At 43.4% G+C, this 16824-nt stretch carries 17 protein-coding genes; 9 read left to right on the top strand and 8 right to left on the bottom strand.

What is annotated here, in order from left to right:
- Positions 1–234 precede the first annotated feature (234 nt).
- Genes ACFQZI_RS20085 through ACFQZI_RS20070 form a run of 4 tightly spaced genes read left to right on the top strand, consistent with a single transcriptional unit; the run spans position 235 to position 6579 of the window.
- Positions 235–867, top strand: coding sequence for a hypothetical protein (locus ACFQZI_RS20085; protein ID WP_377145702.1), 633 nt, complete (start codon positions 235–237; stop codon positions 865–867).
- 22 nt (positions 868–889) lie between these two features.
- On the top strand, positions 890–2266 hold the full coding sequence (locus ACFQZI_RS20080; protein WP_377145700.1) for a hypothetical protein: 1377 nt from the start codon (positions 890–892) through the stop codon (positions 2264–2266).
- Positions 2267–2290: 24 nt separating this feature from the next.
- A complete protein-coding gene (locus ACFQZI_RS20075; RefSeq protein ID WP_377145698.1) occupies positions 2291–4099 on the top strand; it encodes a DUF262 domain-containing protein in 1809 nt (602 codons plus the stop codon).
- Positions 4096–6579: a GmrSD restriction endonuclease domain-containing protein gene (locus tag ACFQZI_RS20070; protein ID WP_377145696.1), complete on the top strand. Its 2484-nt coding sequence runs from the start codon at positions 4096–4098 to the stop codon at positions 6577–6579. The genes ACFQZI_RS20075 and ACFQZI_RS20070 overlap by 4 nt, the downstream gene beginning before the upstream one ends.
- Before the next feature lie 224 nt (positions 6580–6803).
- On the opposite strand, the gene ACFQZI_RS20065 is transcribed toward ACFQZI_RS20070, so the two are convergent.
- Positions 6804–7316 (bottom strand): peptide-methionine (S)-S-oxide reductase, encoded by a 513-nt coding sequence (locus tag ACFQZI_RS20065; RefSeq protein WP_377145694.1) that lies wholly within the window; start codon positions 7314–7316, stop codon positions 6804–6806.
- 190 nt (positions 7317–7506) lie between these two features.
- Between ACFQZI_RS20065 and ACFQZI_RS20060 the strand changes: the two genes are divergently transcribed.
- The gene (locus ACFQZI_RS20060; RefSeq protein ID WP_377145692.1) at positions 7507–8055 is read left to right on the top strand and encodes a cupin domain-containing protein; all 549 of its coding nucleotides are present in this window, start codon (positions 7507–7509) and stop codon (positions 8053–8055) included.
- Between the two features lie 307 nt (positions 8056–8362).
- On the opposite strand, the gene ACFQZI_RS20055 is transcribed toward ACFQZI_RS20060, so the two are convergent.
- The 5 genes from ACFQZI_RS20055 to ACFQZI_RS20035 are packed head-to-tail and all read right to left on the bottom strand — an operon-like array spanning position 8363 to position 10873.
- On the bottom strand, positions 8363–8602 hold the full coding sequence (locus ACFQZI_RS20055) for a hypothetical protein (RefSeq protein ID WP_377145691.1): 240 nt from the start codon (positions 8600–8602) through the stop codon (positions 8363–8365).
- Positions 8602–9720: a S1/P1 nuclease gene (locus tag ACFQZI_RS20050; RefSeq protein WP_377145689.1), complete on the bottom strand. Its 1119-nt coding sequence runs from the start codon at positions 9718–9720 to the stop codon at positions 8602–8604. Before ACFQZI_RS20050 ends, ACFQZI_RS20055 begins: the two co-directional genes overlap by 1 nt.
- The gene (locus ACFQZI_RS20045; protein WP_377145687.1) at positions 9717–9953 is read right to left on the bottom strand and encodes a hypothetical protein; all 237 of its coding nucleotides are present in this window, start codon (positions 9951–9953) and stop codon (positions 9717–9719) included. Before ACFQZI_RS20045 ends, ACFQZI_RS20050 begins: the two co-directional genes overlap by 4 nt.
- Positions 9954–10007: 54 nt before the next feature.
- Positions 10008–10598: an alpha-ketoglutarate-dependent dioxygenase AlkB family protein gene (locus ACFQZI_RS20040; RefSeq protein ID WP_377145685.1), complete on the bottom strand. Its 591-nt coding sequence runs from the start codon at positions 10596–10598 to the stop codon at positions 10008–10010.
- A complete protein-coding gene (locus ACFQZI_RS20035; RefSeq protein WP_377145684.1) occupies positions 10595–10873 on the bottom strand; it encodes a hypothetical protein in 279 nt (92 codons plus the stop codon). Before ACFQZI_RS20035 ends, ACFQZI_RS20040 begins: the two co-directional genes overlap by 4 nt.
- An 80-nt stretch (positions 10874–10953) precedes the next feature.
- Here ACFQZI_RS20035 and ACFQZI_RS20030 point away from each other — a divergent pair, with 80 nt between their 5' ends.
- Genes ACFQZI_RS20030 through ACFQZI_RS20015 form a run of 4 tightly spaced genes read left to right on the top strand, consistent with a single transcriptional unit; the run spans position 10954 to position 16079 of the window.
- Positions 10954–11295 carry a hypothetical protein gene (locus ACFQZI_RS20030; RefSeq protein WP_377145683.1) on the top strand — a complete coding sequence of 114 codons (342 nt, stop codon included), beginning with the start codon at positions 10954–10956 and terminating at the stop codon, positions 11293–11295.
- Positions 11296–11306: 11 nt separating this feature from the next.
- Positions 11307–11438 carry a hypothetical protein gene (locus ACFQZI_RS20025; protein ID WP_377145681.1) on the top strand — a complete coding sequence of 44 codons (132 nt, stop codon included), beginning with the start codon at positions 11307–11309 and terminating at the stop codon, positions 11436–11438.
- A complete protein-coding gene (locus tag ACFQZI_RS20020; RefSeq protein WP_377145679.1) occupies positions 11429–11809 on the top strand; it encodes a hypothetical protein in 381 nt (126 codons plus the stop codon). The genes ACFQZI_RS20025 and ACFQZI_RS20020 overlap by 10 nt, the downstream gene beginning before the upstream one ends.
- A 34-nt stretch (positions 11810–11843) precedes the next feature.
- Positions 11844–16079 (top strand): hypothetical protein, encoded by a 4236-nt coding sequence (locus tag ACFQZI_RS20015; protein ID WP_377145677.1) that lies wholly within the window; start codon positions 11844–11846, stop codon positions 16077–16079.
- Between the two features lie 199 nt (positions 16080–16278).
- Here the strand turns inward: ACFQZI_RS20015 and ACFQZI_RS20010 are convergent, their stop codons facing one another.
- Together ACFQZI_RS20010 and ACFQZI_RS20005 are read right to left on the bottom strand one after the other, a co-directional pair.
- Complete coding sequence (locus tag ACFQZI_RS20010) at positions 16279–16518, bottom strand: hypothetical protein (protein WP_377145676.1); 240 nt, start codon at positions 16516–16518, stop codon at positions 16279–16281.
- A complete protein-coding gene (locus ACFQZI_RS20005) occupies positions 16515–16751 on the bottom strand; it encodes a helix-turn-helix domain-containing protein (RefSeq protein WP_377145674.1) in 237 nt (78 codons plus the stop codon). Before ACFQZI_RS20005 ends, ACFQZI_RS20010 begins: the two co-directional genes overlap by 4 nt.
- Positions 16752–16824: the final 73 nt, after the last annotated feature.

Genomic DNA, 16824 nt, shown 5'->3' with positions numbered 1-16824 from the left:
TCTCGTTGTGGGAAATTTTAGCAACCATTATCGCAATCAGTCTAATAATCTATTTATTAAAGAGAAAACGTAAATAACATATAAATTAGTCTTTTTAACTACTGTCCGAACTAAGGGAGGGTTACAGTGTATCTATAGTCGTGTTAATAGAATCGGCGGAAGAATATTTATTAAATTTTACAATTCAGGAGAAATAAGATATTTTACTACCCTAAATCTGATCATATCACAATAATGCCGAGAACTTACCACACCAACGCGTCTTCAGAGCCTGAAGATCTGCCATGGCCCGAACATATTCCCAAGAAAGCGGACAAACTGATACTGGGTACTTTTCCGACGAGGAAAAAGAACCGTGCTTTTGATTTTTTCTATCCTAATCCAAGCAACCGCTTTTGGGAAGTACTTTCTGAAGTGGCCGGGCATAAGATAAAGCATATGAATGACTCACCAGATACGGTAGAAGAGCGGAAGAGGATCCTGAATAAGCTTAGATTAGGTATCACCGATATGGGAGCGACCGTTTTGCGGCACAAGGAAAGTTCCGCAGACAGTGCGCTATTTCCGGTAGAGTTTACGGATATTTTTAAGATACTGACAGAAAATCCGAAAATTAACACGCTTATCGTGACCAGTTCTTCTGATGGCAATAGCGTTTTCAGCTGGCTGAGAGCCTACTGTGCACTCAACCACATTAACATTCAGAAACCCAAGAAAGAGGATGTTTTGCCTTGGAGCAGGATCATTCCTTGGGATGTTAGGCCGATCAAAATCATCTGCGTCTGTTCTCCCTCAAAGCGAGTAACGAGGCCCGTTCAGGAACTGATCGAGATGTACCGGGAGGCCATAAAGCTCAATCTTCCTTGATATTTACTCTTTACTATCACTCATGAATTTTATACAGCAAATCGATGTCCATGCCGCGGGGCAGGGCTTATTTTACAGTGGTTCGGCTGTTTACCGTAATTATGCGAGGTTTGACTTCGTGTTCGATTGCGGTAGCGAGGATAAAGACGATGCAAGGCGGGAAATAGCCAGATACCGCCACGATGTCTTATCTAAAAATGATCGTCTGAATATGCTGGTCATTTCACATTTCGACGCTGACCATGTCAACCTGATCCATGAATTATTGGCAGGCGGTATTATTGTCGACAGACTTGTGATGCCATTTATAACTTTTGAAGAGCGCCTGTACCTTATCCTGGAGCAGATCGCCGGTGCCGAAGGTTATGATGCGGGCGCAGTTTACAGGCTGACCCTTGATCCTGTATCGGCTTTAGGTGATAACCTTGATGGTGACTCGGAAATTTACCTGATCGAAAGCGATCCAGACCCGATACCTGCACCCGGGGAAGACAATATTGTCACCGACAATTTTCAGGGAAGAGGAAATGTAGAGCGCCTCGATATCGATTTCCCCGGCAGCGTGCCAATAGATGCTGCGGAATCATCTCAGGGAGGCATTCCAAAATCTGCTAATACCTATTTAGTGAAAGATAACCAAAAATCGGTGGTCAATGCCGGCAGTATCAACCTGATGGAGTTTCTTTTCTACAAAAAAAGTCTCGGTCCGAAAGATAAGGCCTTTTTCGAAGCTGTTGCTAAGGGGTTCTTCAACGAATCTAAAATCGACCGTCATGCACGGGATCTAACAGAGCGGATCGTAGGCTATATCTCCAACAACTACCGGAGCGCGACCGAGGTTAAGAAGATCTTCGAGGATGCAAAGAAAAAGTCCGGTCTTGGACGTGTATCCGTTTCCGACCTGAACAAAACAGCACTCTGCCTGCTGCACCGCAACACAAAAACAAAGTACGAAGCGTTTGTCGACTACGATCCGGTTTGTTACCACATCCATCATTTTTCTAAGCATACACAACCGATACAACTCTCGCCGATCTATTACAATCCTTCCAGAATATACCCAAAATATCAAATGAAGCCAGTCGTTATGCTCACTTCAGACGGATTTCTGAAGAAAGCAAAAGACCTAAAAGCATTCAAAAAAAAATATCGAAGTTATCTGCAGGAATGCTGGCTGGTACAAGTACCGCACCATGGTTCGGTCAAGAATGTAACACAGGATTTTTTCACCTCATTTTCGGATTTCAGCGAGTTCTTCATTAATTACGGAACAGGGAACAGGCATGGACATCCTTCAAAAGAAATTTTTACCATGGAATTGCGGTATTTCGAGCTTAGTCCGTTCCTGGTAAATGAATTCCAGGGTTTCCGCTATGCGATCCGTTCTGATATTAAATAAAGTCAGGAATACAAAGCAGTCAGAATGAAAAACTATAAAGTCAGGGCTATTGAAGAGCTCCGGGATAAAACCTTCAAAGTAGAAAAATACCAGCGCGGCTACAAATGGGGAATAGGGGAGGTTTGCGCCTTATTGAACGATATTAATGAATTCGATATCGGCGGACAGTCGTTCTATTGTCTTCAGCCGGTCGTCGTTATGCGATTGGATAAAGATTTCTTCGAGCTAATAGACGGACAACAGCGTCTTACTACCATTTATATTACCCTCCAATGCATGCAAAGCGCGCTTTTTGGTATGACCTACAGAACCCGTGAACAAAGTGAGCATTTCCTGCTGAACATTACCCATTTGGAGAAACTTGATCTTGATATCGATCAGGATGAAAAGAAGCTCAAGACCGCGCTGAATGCAGCATGGTATGCTTATGCCGGACTAAATAAAGAAAATGATAACGTAGACAATTACCATTTCTTTATTGCATACCAGATCATCAGCAATTGGCTAAAAAAGCAAACGGAAGAGAATCGGCTGATCTTTAAAGAAAAATTGCTAGTTCATACCAAGGTAATCTGGTATCGCATTATCAGTGATGAAAGCCCCGAACAAATATTCATCAATTTCAACCGGGGAAAGATCCAACTGGAACAAGCTGAACTGATCAAGGCATTATTCGTTCTAAAGCTCAGAAAGAAACCCAATGCTGAGCTTCGCGCCTATCGGACAAACCAATTTGCCGATGAGTGGAACGTAATAGAAAATCAACTTCAGGATGATAATTTTTGGTTTTTCGTAAGCAATGACAGTTCCGATCGAAAGCAGGCCAACCGGATCGACCTATTGTTCGATATCCTTAGCGGCAAACCTCGTGGCGATCAGGATCCGCTCTACGCATACCATAAATACCTTAAAATATTGAATGCAGCCGATTCAGGCAGTGTGGCATGGTCCAAAGTCAGTGTGCTATTCAACCTGTTAAATGAATGGTATTCAGAACGAAATGTTTACCATCTTTTAGGATTACTGATCTATCTCGAACTCAAAACGGTAGCAGAAGTTTATATAGAATATGAACAGCTAAGTGATAAGGACATATTTGAGTCCGTGATCAAAGGCTGGATCAGGGGCGGCTTGAAATTCGACGAAGCTGAAAGCAAGTATGCAACTTTCAAAATGGCTTATGGGGATAATGAAGCCTTAAAGGCGATGGTCATTTTTAACATTGCCACGTACCAGAAAAGTGATGTGAACTACAGGTTTCCGTTCGACAAGCTTAAAACACAATCCTGGAGCCTGGAGCATATTCATGCGCAGAAAGCAGAAAAGTTCAAAGTCTGCGGAGAACTTAGAGACTGGATCGACGATATTGGTCTTCTGATAGCTAACGAAAAGCAGGTGAAGGATATTATAATGCCCCAGCTCAGTGACCTGTCAGCTATGATCGCCGGTAAAGATGACAGTTCTGTTATTGCCCGAACTATCATGGAAAAGGCCAAATCAGTTAACTTTTCACTTGACTCACTGATGGATGTGGACAGCATCAGGAATATATGCCTGCTGGACGGGCCGACCAACAGCGCTTTAAGTAATTTGAATTTCAGGAAGAAGCGCGAAAAACTTTTAAAAATTGATGCGAGGGGTGAAGTGGAGAACGAAAAAGGCGAGCTCGTTCGGACATTTATCCCTGTATGTACAAAAAATGTCTTTCTAAAATACTATTCCACCGATTCGGATAACATACAATTTACCTATTGGGGGGCAAATGACCGGATGGACTATGAGGAAAAGGTCGAAACCATTGTAAAAAAATACCTGAACCCAGCAACCAAATGAGCAATATCGAAAATATAAATACATTCTGGCAGATCATCAGTGAACACCAGATCGAAATTCCCGTCATTCAGCGGGATTATGCACAGGGCCGCAACACGGAGCGGATCACGGAGATCCGTGAAAAGCTGATTATCGATATATCCGCTGCGTTACTAGGCGATAAGGATCAAGGACTACACCTTGATTTCGTTTATGGGCGCATAGAAGGTAAAGATCACGCTGCAATCCTGGCGAGGAATAAGAACGCGGTAAAGGGAGTTCTTTCGGCCGTAAAACAATACGCAGAAACGCTCAATCTCGAAACGGCATTCGAGATTAGGGAGCGGCAGGAAGAGTCAACAGCGCTGAAGTCTACTAAGCTTATACCGCTTGACGGGCAGCAGCGGCTGACCACGCTGTATTTGCTGCATTGGTACACACTGATGCGACTTGACCTGCCGGATAAAAAAGCCTTATTAGAAACACTTCAGGGATTCCGTTATAAAACCCGTAAAAGCACCATGCAGTTCTGCGCCTTTTTAGCGAGGCCGGATACGCTTAGAATCGGTACCACCGCAGCGGACGGACCGTTGTCCAAACAGGTACGCCGTTCAACTTATTACTTTAAGATATGGGACAACGATCCCTCAGTAAAAGGAATGCTGGTCATGCTGGACGCATTGCATAATCAATTCAGAGATGCTGACGTAAATGTTATGGCACAAATCTGGGATGGCCTTACCTTCGGTAAGCGTGTAACCTTTGACTTTCTCGACCTGGACAAGTTGGATCAGACCGATGAACTTTATGTGAAAATGAACGCTCGCGGAAAGCAATTGACCGATTTTGAACATTTCAAAGCGTGGCTGATCGAACACATTAAAAAAATGGATCCTGCTCCTGCCGACCAGGATTGGGAAGAAAAGATCGATACGACCTGGCTGGATATGTTTTGGAGGAAGCGTGCGTCCGGTTCAAATTCGGTTGACAAGTTGATCTATAACTTTATCAAAAGTGTCAATCTCTACCAATATGTAAACAGCGGTAATGAGGCGGCAGTAGATAAGAAGCTGATTGAAACGATCAGGGAACAAAACAGGGACAAAAATTTCATTCCTCTGCGGAAATTCGAACAAACCGGTTTCTTTACGGCAACAAGCCTCGATTTTCTCTTTAAAGTCCTGGATACTCTGATAAAACTATCTCCTGTTGCAGACGCGCACTTGTCGGACATTTTTACCGAACCTTTTACTTCGGGTAAGCCGGGCGCAGACAGATCGACCATCAGTTCATTCTATCTAAAAGATAATCAATTTCCGCAACTAACCGACAGGGTCTATTATTATGCATTCATTTTATTTATAATAGACTTCCCCGACCTTTCAGATCCTGATAACGTATTACGCTATCAGGCCTGGATGCGCATGACGCGAAATCTCATCTATAACACTTACATTCAAAATCCGGACAATTTCATTAATGCCATAAGATCGATCCGGGAGTTATCGGAACATAAATCAACGATCGAAGACGCGCTGTTGAACAAAGATATCAAGGTCAGTTTTTTTGAATCTCAGGCAAGAGAAGAAAAGTTAAAGCTGAGGTACTTCAGAAATGCTGAATGGAAAGCAAAGATATTGGAGTACGAAAACCATCCCTACTTCTACGGGCAGATCAAATTTATATTTGACTTGTTAGGTGATGATCGCGATGATCGCGATGATCTGGGGCTGTTTATTCATTATGGCGACAAGCTGGCCGTTCTTTTTAACGGAGATATCGAAAGAAACCATCACCTGCTTCAAAGGGCACTGTTGGCTAAGGGCGATTATACCGTATATGAATCGAATAACCGTTATTCGTTTTGCAAATCTGACAATGGTGGGCTCAGGGTGCGCAATGATAACTGGCGAAAAGTTTTTGATAATAAAGACAGGTTAAGCATACTGAAAACACTATTGGATGACCAGAGGCACCTATCAGAAATCATGCAAGATCATGATCGAACAGGCTGGGAAAAGTATGCTATTTCCTGTCCTGTTATCATTTCATACTGCAAGGAACGACTGTTTGATCGTGCAAATAAAGACGGCCTGGATATAAGGCTCCTAAAAGGAACATCATATAGCGGAAAGCATACGGATATGTACCTGCTCGTTTTAGAACAGCATCTGAAACAGCAGTCCAAATTTGACATCAAGCATGTCGATGTTAACTTCAACAGGCGGCCTGATAATTACGCCCGGCTTGAGATTACCAACCGAACGAAAGACCTTTTCATTTTTATCAACTACAGCTATTCTTTGGAAGGAAATAAAAAAGGATTTGAGATCAGGGTTGACACCTCCAGATATCAACAAGAAATAGCAAGCGCATTATCGGGATTCATGAGTAAAGACCAAAATCACTATTACGCTGTTGTCAACGAAATCGCTGAAATGGATAACGTTTTAACCACGATCACGGAAAGTACACTAAAGCTTGAAAATTTGTTCTCTTAAAAAATGCTCTCATTCCTTTGGAAGAAAATACCGCCCAGCGGAAACATTCACTTAGTTTGCCCGATTGAAGTTGAATTGTTAAAAGATTGACGGTTTGAAACGGAACATTATAAGATTTACGGGACGTCGCTGAGTTATAAACGGATCGACGACCAGCTTTATATTCAAGGGATTGCTGTCTAAGACGAAGCGCCAAAAAAAGTCGGTTTCCAGCTCGGTAAAGCTTAATGCAGGCCGGCAAGCTGCGCTTCCCGCTCTGGTGAAATATTGTGGGGAAAGCGCCTGATCAGTTCCTGCAGTTTCGGATTCACAATGTTCTGACAAAACGGCTTTTCGGGGTTTTTGTAATAATAGTCAAGGTAAGTCTCTTCATTTAGTTTAAACGAACCAAACGAAAGCACTTTGGTAATGATGGGCTCTAAAAATTCGCTTTGCAATTCACCGACTGCCTGTCGGGCTTCACCTGACTGGTGATCGTTATACGTATAAACTGCCGAGCGGTACTTGCTGCGCATACTATGTTGAGCGGTACAACTATGTGTATGCAGGTGAACAGCAACCAAAGTTTTTAAATCGATGACGGCCCGGTCAAAATGAACGATGACAGCTTCGGACGGCACAGAATGTTCGCCATGTGATGAAATCCAACCTTGCTCCACGGCTGTTACGCCTTTTAGGGAACGAAATATCGCCTCCGTACACCAATGACATGAACCACCGAACCCGACCTTTTGCATTCCTGTAAAGATAGATAAAACCTGCGTTTGCCACACACATCGTAATCAACACAGTATAGGTGTCAGGGTTTATCGATAAAAGTAATCTGACCAATACCTGCTTCGCCGTACTTGCATTGACAAGATGACCGACGAATTGATTGTAAGGTTTCAAAGATATATTCGACTAAACCGTAAAAGCCACTCAAACATGAAAAAGTTATTTTATCTCTTAGCGATCGCTGTAACCATAGCAGTGCAATCATGCGGTAACCATTCCGGAAGTTCAACAGGCGAATCAGACAGTACCGCAAATCCAGTCGATTCAGCCAGTAAATCGATAACATCTGTAGATACTAGCGACACTGCTTCAATTGACAAAGCGAAAGAAACCGGCGTGGGATCCGCTACGCAAGCTACCGCAAGCACCGACATCAAAGGCATTGTCTGGAAAGAACTTGAGAAGCTGCCACTCGCGTCCGATCCGTCTAAGGAAGAAAGCATCGGTGTGGCGGTAATCCAGCCAAGTGCGCCTGCCGAACGCCATAGCCATGTAGAAAACGAGGTCGGTTACGTGCTTGAGGGTGAATCCCTTCTCGAGGTCGACGGAGAACCAGCGCGTACTATCAGGGCAGGGGATAGCTTCGCGATCCCGGCCGGCAGGGTTCACCGCGCCAAAACCACAGGAAGCGTACCGCTTAAAGTGGTCGTCACCTATATCGTCGCGCAAGGGCAGCCGTTGGCGCGTCCTGCCAAATAACATAGGTTTTTGATATTCTACTTGGTGAACATGTGATAAATACAGTCATGATTTACCCGTGATATTGAAGTCCAATATTGATAAAAAATTCCGAAAATCCGTGGCGCGACGCTTTGAATCATAAGCTCGCGCCACTTCTGATCAGGCAATTATTTCTAATAACTACAAATTTCAATCAAGCAAGTGCTACGAGTGATGCCAATAGCTCTTAACACTTATAATGACTTGCTCCGGCATTGCGACAGCGTACTTCGACTTATGTTAAAGCATCATTATAAAGTAGGACATAAGCGCTAAGTTTGCTGTCTTACCTATCGAGTAACTGAATGAGCTTTTTAGCCAAGACCTGTAGCAGTTCCAGCGGTACGGACGCAGCATCGTCGATTTTCAACGCCCGGTAGCCACCTTCTTCATCCGGTTCAAAGACAACTGTTGACTCATTGATCAAAACGGAGATCCGATGTGTATATCCCCAGCGCTCAAAACGGGCTTTAAATTCCTGTTCCTGCCCCTGGTAGCTTACCGGGATAAAAAACGGCTCGTTCATTAATACTTAATTTGTGCGGGATCGGTGATAATGATCTCCGGCTTGCCTTTATAATCGATCACTTCTCCCGTTACCGAGATCGTCTTGTCGGCCAGGGTAGAGCTAACTTCTTTGGCTTTGCCTTTAAGTGCAACGGTCAGTAACTGATTAGGGTATGCTGCGCCAAGATTGACCAATACCATACTGCCGATATCTTTTGAGCTGAAAACTTTCCCGGAAACGCTCACGGTTTTACCAACAAAATTTGCGACGTCCTTGAGAGGGACGTTACCGATAACAATTCCCTTCGTCGCGTTGTTTTCGAGTGTTTTTGCCAAATCTGTGCTTTGGACAGGGGCTGGGGCGGTTGTTGAATTGAACAATTTGTTTAATTCGCCGGCCAGACGGATACCAGCCTGATCCACGCGCTTATGAATTACCTGTATATACTTCTGATAATAGGCATCGTCTATGGTTTGACCGGGTTTGGCCATCTTATACAGTTCGGTACTTATCTGGTAACTTTCCCAAAGCCATTCCATTGGGCTATCCGACTGCCATTGCTTAATTTGCGCGGCGGTCGCCACATCGTAATTTTTGACAATGTCCGCTTCGCTCAATCCTTCACGGTCGATCAGCTTGCTGTCCCATAGACTATGCAGGTTTGTACCCTTATTATCAAAACGTAACTGAATTGTGTTACCGCCTTTATCTTCCTTACGGCTGACATGCATAGGTTGATGTGCGTCGCCGATCAGGTGTATGAGGTATTTTAACGCCGCATTTTTCTCATCAGCTGAAAGGTTTTTGTCTTTGAGACTCGCCTCTGTCTTCAGTATCGCAGTATACACGTTATTATCGCTCTGCGTAACCTGTTTTTTGAAAACATCGTAGCTCAGACCCAACGGCAGGTTCAGATAATGCCAGGCGGCTGTTTTTTGATCTTTATTTTCGTCTGCCCAGGTCGCAACATCAGCCATGGCTTCTCCCTTTAAATAGGCTGAAACTACATAAGCAGTGTTGCTGGTCAGGTGGTTCTGCGCGATGGTCGCGATGGCACGATGGCCTTTATAGCCCCAGGAAATCAAACAAGATGCGCCGGCCAGCGCCAGCGCGGCAAAAAAAATCTTTCTTATCATACAGTGAATTTCATTTGCGCCAGGTAAGGCGCCAGTAATTGCTTATTGGTAAAGGCTTCAAATCCGGTGATCTGATTGGCCGCCTGATCATAAAATAGTTCAACATAACAACCCGGCAGGGAATAAAGCTGAACAAGCAGGCCATCAGCCTGACGGTCAGCCAGAAAAGTTCCGCGCCAAACCGCTTCGGCTTTTTCGGTCATGTTCAGGGCATTAAATTCTAGCAGCGTCATGGAATGTCAAAAATATTGAAATGTCTTGGTATAAAATACTGATTCTTTTTTGTTTCAAATGACAAGCCTGAAAGTCAAATTGATACGCGCTTTCATCGGGCGAGCAGATTTGGCTATGCGATGTTCCCATCCTTCCTGAAGACCGGACTTCATCAGCAGAAAAGAGCCATGTTCCAATCGCACTGCATACTTTTCGCTGTGATCAGCTTTATTGCGGATGTCAAAATTTCGGACCTCCCCGAAACTTACAGAAGCGATAATCGGCTGAGTCCCCATGATGCTTTCTTTATCACTGTGCCACGCGACGGAGTCGTTACCGTCCCGGTAATAGTTCAGCAATACGCTGTTAAAGCTGATCCCTGCGAGTGGTTCAACCGTTTCACGGATAGCCCGCAATTCAGCCGTCCATGGCAGCGTACCGGCGATCTTCTCTGTATCACCGTACCAGCACGTAAGGCGCGGCGTGACGTATTCTTTATCCCAAAGCTTTTGTTTCGTCTGCTTCCAGGGGGTATTGTCGATAAAATGCGTTAAGAGGCGGTCACTTTCTTCTGTACCGATCATTCCCGGCTGGTAATCTAACAAATGTTTGGGGAGGCCCTTACTTTGACCTGCCGGGCTGAATAAAGCAAGCTGTTCCATCATAACCTTTCTACATAATTGATGATAAATGCCGCAACCTGTTCCTGTTCGGCGATGTTCAGGTCACTGCCGTCATAGATCCAGTAGCCGTTGTCATCAAACAAAATTCGGCCAAGGTCATAGTCGTTTTGCTCATAAGCTGGGTAAAGCTCATAACACTGCTGGCCTGCGGGCGCCGCCGATGATATCACCCGCAATACCTCACTTGAACCGTTATCTCGGTTCAGCCAGGCTTTAGCTTCCGTGGCGATATAGTGTGATTGTGTTGTGTGTTGCATGGTGCAAAACTTTTTTACAAACATAAACAAAATGCTAATATTTTTAGTATTAGTTTTGTAGTCCTTAATTTTTTTTAAAGATGGTACCATTCAATTTGGAAGTAGAAATAGCGGGTGAGCATACAGTGTTTACGATCGAACAACTGGAACGTTTTGCTGATGCGGACGGCTTCAGCCGTTATGATATCCGGACCGGGGAACGCCGGTCCGTGGTCCGGATCAATGTTATTAAGGAGCCTCAAATTGTTACACCGCAGAGTGCCGAGGCTCATCTTGAAGCCGTCGAATACCCCGAAAAACTGCCGGCTTATGATGAGCACGGAGTATTTACTGCGGATGAATTAAAGGAGATAACTGCTGCCATTCTTCAATATAACCGGGAGTCAAAAGTTGGGTTTGCGCAGTTCTTACTGGATTTTTAATGACCAATGCCATGAACAGAGCAAAAGAAGAGATCATCGGTAAGCTTCGTCAGGATATATTGCGCTGGGAGGGCTTCCGCCCGCGTAAGCCGGGTGAATCAGGCAGCTTTGGCCTGGGTTCGATCGAGATGAAATGCGTATAGTACTGAGTGTGCCTGAAAACGGTTATTTCAGGGTTGGAGCACAAAAAGAATGGTATTACTATTATGACCTTTCTCAAAAGAACGGACACTTCCTTGAATTTCTATGTGACCATAAACTGGATTTCAGGTCCAGGGGTTTTGGTGCGCCTTTCCTTATCTTTAACAATGAAGCAGACCGAAAAATTTTTGAAGCTTCGGCAATAGAAAACTGGGAAAAGATCAACGCGATGGAAGCAGGTTTTCCTGGTACCCATGCGCTGAAAAGAATTAAGCAAGCCAATAAATCCTATATGACGGACCCATTGTTCTTGGACAGAATTCACCAGTTTTATGTGGAATGGTCAAACTACCAACTGTTCAACCGTTCCTGACCAATTATTTTAATGCGACTTAAACCAGCACAGAATGACAACCATAAATCAAGTTAATTTTTCCGGACTTCAGCCATTCAACCACAAAGCGACCCGTTCCTTCGAGCTCCTGGTCTATCAATTGGCAAAAAAGGAATTTGGGCACTTAGGGAATTTCACGCCGATAGCAGGCGATGGCGGTGATGGTGGAATTGAGTTTTATCTTCAGTTGGCAAATGGCGAAACTTGGGGCTGGCAATGTAAATTCTATGAAGACAATGGACGGTTAAGTCATGCTGGCCGCATCAAAAGCATCGAGAATTCCCTGGAAACTGCGTGCAAAAATTATCCCGGGATGACCCAGTGGACACTTTGTTTAAGGACCGATCTAACGATCGGCCTAACGAACAAAAAGGGGGAAAAGCAGTTGGGGGAATTGGATTGGTTCCATGACACCCTTCCGCTAAAGATCCCGGCCGGCCGTGGCCTGACATTAAAGTTTCAGGGGGAAAGTGAAATCGTTTCTGCACTGGCTGATCCCAAAAGCTATGGCCTGCGGCAATTCTTTTTTGGCGAACTGGAAATAAATCAGGATTGGTTCAAAGCAAAGTGCGAGCATGCCCTGAACAAAACGAGAGAGAAATATGATCCCTACCTGCACACCATTGGTGATTATCAACATTCTCTGATTGATAGCGCCTTGTTGAACCCGGATTATAAAGACCTGGTAGAACGACTATTCGCGGATATCCCAAAATCCATCAATGAAATTCAAAAGGAGATTGAGGAATTTACCCAGGGATATTCCCATAACCCGGAAGAAAAGGAACTTAGAAACCGGGTAATCCAGTATTTTTCCAGGTTCACCGTGGTGTATCAAAAACAACATGCCTGGTTTAACCGGGTCATGGATTGTATCAAAGAATTTGATCTTAACCAATATAACCAGTTGATCAAACCTGATGGAAGTGACCAGGAGGCTTATAATTATTTAAAAGAATTTCCTATAGCAGATTTTAAAGATGGTTCTACGCTGAAATCAATTGCTAATGATATTTACAATTCCCTGCGGCGCTATTTTGAAAACTATGATCGCGTAGTCCGGAACTACCTACATCAAACCACGAATTATATGATTTTTGTGGGAAATGCTGCAGCCGGGAAAACCCACGTATCCTGTGATATCGTTTATAAAAGGCTGGAAAAGGGACTACCGGCGATCTTTCTGACGGGTGATTCCTTCAATAATGAAAGCAATTTAGCGGAGGCATTCCTGAAATTATTAGATGTTCCTAAAACCTATTCATTGAGCGACCTGCTTGCCGTTATGGATAATTATGGGAAAGTTCATGGTGCAAAAATACCGATCGTCATTGACGGGCTTAATGAAACTATTTATGGAAGGTACTTTTCAACCATCTGGCGTGACCATCTGGCAACTTTTTATAATATGGTTGCCAAAACAGAAAATCTTGTATTGGTAACCACCTGCAGAAGTTCCTACAAAGACACGATCTGGGATAATAGTTACCGGCATTATTTTCATTACCTGGAACGCTTCGATTATGACATCATCAGGGAGGCCGTTGATAAATACTTTAATAAGTACCGGATATCAGCAGACCTGACCTTTGCCAACCTTTACCGGTTTGAAAGGCCAATTTTTCTTCGGGTATTTTGTGAGATCAAAAATCCGGAATGGCGTACGGGGAAAGAAGTACGGGTAAATATTGACAGCGATAGTAACGATGAACTGTTTGGTCTTTATTTTCAGCGGGTCAATGAGAAATTGCTTAGGACTTCGCATTTGTTGCGTAAAAATGAGCCTTTCGTGCTACAGTGCATGAACAAGCTCGCAGCCTACCTTTGGAACAATAGTCTCCGTGAAATCCCAATCGACGATTATTACCGACTGTTAGATGGTGATCAACCCTACGAACAGGGTAATTCGAAAGCAGACCTCCTCATTGATGAAGGATTAATGCTGACAAGAGATATCCGGGAGGCCGGAGAGTTTGTTTCACTGACATTTGAGTTAATTGCAGGATTTATTATCGCGAAATACCTGGTCAGTTCGCAAACTGAAGATTATTTTAAACCGGGAGGAGAATTTCATCAGAAAGTCAGGGAGGGAAATCCTCACCCTCTTTATGAAAATATTGTCCAGGAAGTCGCCTTGCTGCTGCCACAGTACAAAACAAGTATGTTGCATGATTTCTACGGGCCAACAGACGATGCTTATATCCATGATGAATCAGTACGCAACCTGTGGCGCCTGCACGGGCGATATATCCGGCCTGCAGATATCGGCATCATAAAATCGTACTTTTCGGCGGCTGAAGAAAACAGAAAAACTATTGTTTCCTTATTCCGGATCACCCTAACCGAAAAGGATCATCCGTTAAACAGCAAAATGTTGTCCTCGCTACTGTTCAATATCAGCGTAAAAGACAGAGATCTTTCCTGGTCAGAACACCTGCGTAGTGAAAGCTATGAATATCTGCCTTTGCTGGAAGAAATTATCAGGGAATGCAAAAAAGCTGATATCGGTACTGAAGCAGGAGAAAGATTACACTTGCTTATGGCCTATGTGGAATGGTTCCTGACTACAACGGACCGGAAGCTTCGGGATATGGCTACTAAGGCACTTTATTATTATGGGTGCCGTTTTCCGAAGGCTTTTGCTGCAATGGTGTTTGCATCACTGGCCTGCAATGACCCCTATGTTTGGGAGCGTATGCTGGCTGCTCTTTACGGTGTCACCCTGTCCCGGCAAAAGCCTTCGGACGCAGATTTTCAAACCGGAGAATTATCGGAAATCGCGCTTAACCTGTATAATCTGATGTTCAGGAAAAAGGCCCCTCATTACACATCCCATGTGTTGGCACGGGATTATGCCAGTCGCATAATAAAAGCGGCCATACATTATAATCCAACAGGGTTAGCATCGCAAATACCTGCGGTAGATATTAATACACCCTTTAAACAAAGTAAGACGCTTAAATTTAAGGTGGTCAAAGGTGCGGATAAGATCTATCGGGGACCTATGCGTATGGATTTTAGTAATTATACACTGGGCGGCTTAGTCAAGGATGGATTTTCATACAAGAATCCAGCGGAAAAAACCAAGGTCAGGGGACAGGTTTTTCACCGGGTCTATGAGTTGGGCTGGAGTATGGAGGATTTTGAAACGATTGACAAGCACATAGAAGATCTTGGAGGTTATGACCGCCAACGTCCTGCTGTGGAACGTTATGGTAAAAAGTATTGTTGGATAGCCTATTTCGAGCTTGCCGGTTACCGTGAGGACATGGGTTTATTAGAGGATGATATATTTAAAGATTTTCGGAGCTCAGCGGCAGATATTGATCCTTGCTTCCCTGAAATGCCAAAGGAATCCAATTTTAATATCAACGACCTACTTGGCGACCGCTCAATTCCGCTCGCGGAATGGCTTAAAATAAAAGATCTGCCGCCTATTGAAAATTGTTTACGCACGACAGAAGGCGGGCATGAATGGATCTGTATGGACGGTTATATTAATCAGGTTGATAACCTCTATGACCGGGCAAGGTTTACCTTCATTCGTGGCCTGATTGTTAAACAGGAAGACATGGAAAAGTTTATGCCTCTGTTTTTAAAACAGCGGCTTGGTGGCAGATGGATTCCGGAAATCCTGCAAAACCACTATTCTTTTTCGGGAGAACTGTACCTGGATCACGCGGCATCCTATTCCAATATTGCGGAAATGAGTTTTGAACTCTCCCGGAAGAAAAAGCGGGTTAAAGAGGGTGAGGAAGGGTATTTTCCAAAAATGAACTCAAAGATTGAAGGTAATCATCTGATATTTACCACCACAAAGCCTAAAAGCATGGTTGTGGATGCTATTACGTCGGCAAAATTTAAGGCACTCATCCCGGTTATGGAATATGCTTGGTCCAATAATGATTTTGTCAATAATATCGGTCATTACACCATTCTATCAAAAGAACTGGCAAGGGACATGCAGCTTTACCCGCAGCCATCGTCTTTTGAATTGATCACGTCACAAGAAGAGCAGGCTACTTTGTATAAAGAATCTTTTACAGCTGAGAGCCGCAAATACCGCCTGGCCTTCCTGAGAAAAGACCTGTTAGACGAATATCTGAACACCTCTAAATCATGCCTGGTCTGGGGTATCTGGGGCGAAAAAGAGCCAAAATTCGATTTTGAATACCGTACTGTATTTAATAAAGAGAACGGAATCGATGGCTACTTTGAGTTCCAAGATGTAAAAATCTATGGCGGATAAAATTTATATTACGGTACGCCATTAAATTATTTTTATCAATTTGACTTAGGAACTGTCACAATGGATAACTATTTATTATCGAGTGAAGGCTTAATTAAAACATTAACAAGTGTAAAGTCGAGAAAGAAGGCCCGTTAAAAAAATTTCAGATAATAGGCCAGATTGATACAATGATACATTAATCTTAAATGTTATTGAATCAAAACGTAATCTTAATATCCTTTACATAAGGCTCAATTAACTTAGTTGTTTTAAATCCACGGATTTTAATGATCTCATTCTTTTCCCGGTGGTAAAATACTTCCGCATAGAAATTACCCATATTATAAAGTTGGATTACTGTAGAGGCTTCCAGCCTGTCGCCGATATAGTTACCAAGGTAGACAGCTTCCATTTTGTCATTAATATTCATGGCATGAAAGTCGTAAAGGGTGATCATTTTTGAGTTTTTTCCAATTTTATAATTTCCTCAATGGTAACGCCAAGTGCATCACAAACCTCAAGTAGTGTGGAAAACATATAATCTCTACGTGCATTTTCAATGCGGCTGATTTGTTCCGCATTAACACTACAACGGTTAGCTAATTCTTGTTGAGTCCATCCTTTAAGTTCTCTTAGAATTCGAACATTTCTCCCAATTGTTTGATAATGCTGTAAAAATTTTTCCTTCATGCAGGAAATTTCGCTCGATTAACGAAAATTAACTTGTCAGTATTGACAAGTTAATTTTTTATTTCTACCTTTA

This window comes from Mucilaginibacter lutimaris (assembly GCF_042676625.1).
In the GTDB taxonomy this organism is placed as follows: domain Bacteria; phylum Bacteroidota; class Bacteroidia; order Sphingobacteriales; family Sphingobacteriaceae; genus Mucilaginibacter; species Mucilaginibacter lutimaris.
This window is presented reverse-complemented; position numbering and strand designations above follow the sequence as displayed.